The organism is Nostocoides sp. (assembly GCF_035343835.1).
Taxonomy (GTDB): domain Bacteria; phylum Actinomycetota; class Actinomycetes; order Actinomycetales; family Dermatophilaceae; genus Nostocoides_A; species Nostocoides_A vanveenii.
Genome location: NZ_DAOQZV010000307.1, coordinates 1 through 3256 on the forward strand (window position 1 = coordinate 1; position 3256 = coordinate 3256).

Annotated in this window: 2 protein-coding genes; one reads left to right on the forward strand and one right to left on the reverse strand. The window is 69.1% G+C overall.

Annotation, left to right across the window (positions count from 1 at the left end; genetic code table 11):
* Positions 1–1155 (forward strand): Dyp-type peroxidase (locus PKH97_RS15285; protein WP_324388455.1); only part of this gene is annotated, 1155 nt, incomplete at its 5' end.
* A 94-nt stretch (positions 1156–1249) separates the two neighbouring features.
* On the opposite strand, the gene infB is transcribed toward PKH97_RS15285, so the two are convergent.
* Positions 1250–3256, reverse strand: a 2007-nt coding sequence (gene infB / locus PKH97_RS15290) for a translation initiation factor IF-2 (protein WP_324388457.1), incomplete at its 5' end; no start/stop codon positions are given.

Sequence of the window (3256 nt, forward strand, 5' to 3'; positions counted from 1 at the left end):
GGGGTGGGCGATGTGGCCGCGGCCGGATGCACGGGCTCCGATCCGGCCCCGGTCGCGACAACCACGGCATCGAGGGCCGCGGGTGCCACGGCATACCGGCCCTTCCGGGGCGTCCACCAGCCGGGGATCGCCGACGACCCCCAGCCCTATGCTGCCTTCGTCGCCTTCACCCTACTGGGCGGCAGCGACCGCGCCAGCCTGCGCCGACTGTTGACGATCTGGACTGACGACATCGAACGCCTGATGTCCGGGCGGGGCACCATCGTCGATCAGGAGCCCGAGCTGGCTTCTGTGACAGCGCAATTGACGGTGACCGTCGGGGTTGGCCCGCTGGTGCCGGGCCTGGCCGGTGCCCCGGCGCCGGCGTGGTTGTCGCCGCTCCCTGCCTTCCCACAGATCGATCGGCTCGACCCGCGCTGGGGCCAGGCCGACCTCCTCCTGCAGATCTGCGCAGCTAGTCCGACGACGCTTGCTCACGCCCAGCGGCGACTGATCACCGGAGCCGGCGACTTCGTGCGCCTGGGCTGGGTGCAGCGGGGCTTCCGCGAACCCTTCGCCGGCGGGGCTAGCGGGCTACCCATGCGCAATCTCTTCGGCCAGGTCGACGGAACCGTTCAGCCCGACATGCACGGGATCGACGCCGGACTGCTCTGGGTGGGCGACAACGGCCCTGCCTGGCTGCGAGGCGGGGCCGGGCTGGTGCTACGCCGGATCGCGATGGATCTCGACACCTGGGACCGAGTCGATCGCGGCTCCCGCGAGAACGCGACCGGCCGACGCCTCGACACCGGCGCGCCGGTCACCGGCCGCGCGCTGACCGATGCCCCCGATCTCGACGCGGTCGACGATCTCGGCTTCCATCGCATCGATGACGCGGCTCACTTGCGTCGGGCGCACGGCACCGCGCCGCACGAGCGCTTCCTGCGACGCCCCTATTCGTATGACGATCCCCCCGAGGAGGGTGCGCTCAGCAACTCCGGCCTCCTGTTTGCGGCCTACTGCGCCGATCCGGCGCGGCAGTTCGTGCCCGTCCAGCGGCGGCTCGCCGAACTCGACCTGCTCAACCTGTGGACCAGGCCGATCGGCTCGGCCGTCTTCGCCATGCTCCCGGGGGCGAGGGACGGCGAGATCCTGGGCCAGGCCCTGGTGGCCTGACCCGCGGGCGTACGGACGGGAAAATGCTCGTCCGCAACGGAAGACTTCCGTTGCGGACGAGCACTTTGTGGGATCGGACGGGAAAGCCGAGACGTTAGGCCCGCGGCTTCTCGCGCATCTCATAGGTGGCGATGAGGTCGCCGAGCTGCAGGTCGTTGAAGCTGCCCAGGTTGATGCCGCACTCGTAGCCCTCGCGGACTTCGACGACATCGTCCTTGAAGCGCCGCAGGCCGGCCACCTCGACGTTCTCGGCGACGACGACACCCTGGCGGGTGATGCGCGCCTTGGCGCCGCGGCGGATCTCGCCGCTGCGGACGATCGACCCGGCGATATTGCCGAACTTGCTGGAGCGGAAGATCTCGCGGATCTCGGCGGTGCCGAGCTCCACCTCTTCGAACTCCGGCTTGAGCATGCCCTTCAGGGCCGCCTCGATCTCCTCGATCGCCTGGTAGATGACCGAGTAGTAGCGGATCTCGACGCCCTCACGCTCGGCATAGTCGGCGTTCTGGCCCTCGGCCCGGACGTTGAAGCCGATGATGATCGCGTTCGAGGCCATCGCGAGGTTGATGTTGTTCATCGTGATGGCACCGACGCCGCGGTCGATGATCCGCAGGTCGACCTCGTCGCCGACGTCGATCTGCAGCAGGGCATCTTCGAGCGCCTCGACCGAACCCGATACGTCACCCTTGAGGATGAGGTTGAGGGTGTCGACCTTGCCGGCCGCGAGGGCGGCGTTGAGGTCTTCGAGCGAGATGCGCTTGCGGGCCTTGGCCAGGCTGGCCTGGCGGTCGGCCGCCTCGCGCCGCTCGGCGATCTGCCGGGCGGTGCGGTCGTCGGGGGCAACGACGAAGGTGTCGCCGGCGCGCGGCACCGAGGAGAGACCGAGCACCTGCACCGGCCGCGACGGGGTCGCCTCGGTGAGGTTGTTGCCGTGCTCATCCAGCATCGCCCGGACGCGGCCGTGCGAGCTACCGGTGACGATCGCGTCACCGACGTGCAGGGTGCCGGACTGGATGAGAACGGTCGCCGTGGCGCCACGTCCACGGTCGAGGTTGGCCTCGATCGCGACACCGCGAGCATCCCGGTCGGGGTTAGCGCGCAGGTCCAGGGCTGCGTCGGCCGTCAGCAGGACGGCCTCGAGCAGCTCGTCGATGTTCAGGCCCTGCTTGGCCGAGACGTCGACGAACATCGTCTCGCCGCCGTACTCCTCGGCGACGAGGTTGTACTCGGTGAGCTGCTGACGGATCTTGGCCGGGTTCGCGCCCTCGACGTCGATCTTGTTGACCGCGACCACGATCGGCACGTCGGCCGCCTGGGCGTGGTTGAGCGCCTCGATGGTCTGCGGCATGACGCCGTCGTCGGCGGCGACCACGAGGATCGCGATGTCGGTGACCTTGGCACCACGAGCACGCATGGCGGTGAAGGCCTCGTGACCCGGGGTGTCGATGAAGGTCATCGCCCGGTCGACGCCCTCGTGCTCCTTGTGGATCTGGTAGGCGCCGATGTGCTGGGTGATGCCACCGTGCTCGCCGGCCGCGACATTCTCGTTGCGGATGGCGTCCAGCAGCTTGGTCTTGCCATGGTCGACGTGACCCATGACGGTGACGACCGGCGGGCGAGCCTGCAGGTCCTCCTCCTCCTCGGAGTCGACACCGAACTCGAGGTCGATGTCGAAGGAGTCGAAGAGTTCCTTCTCCTCCTCCTCGGGGCTGACCATGCGAATGTCGTAGCCGAGCTCGGCGCCGAGCAGCTTGAAGGTGTCCTCGTCCAGGCTCTGAGTCGCCGTGGCCATCTCACCGAGGTGGAAGAGCACGGTGACCAGCGACGCCGGATTCGCATCGATCTTCTCGGCGAAGTCGGTCAGCGAGGCGCCCTGCCGGATCCGGATCTCGGTCGTGCCGTCGCCGCGGGGGACGGTGACACCACCGATGGTCGGCGCGGACATCTGCTCGAACTCTTGACGCTTCGCCCGCTTGGACTTGCGCTGCTTGTTGCGGCCGCCGCCCTTGCCGAAGGCACCCTGGGTGCCACCGCGGCCACCCGGACCTCCGCCCGGACGACCGGGACCGCCGCCGAAGCCGCCGGCACCGCCACCAGGACC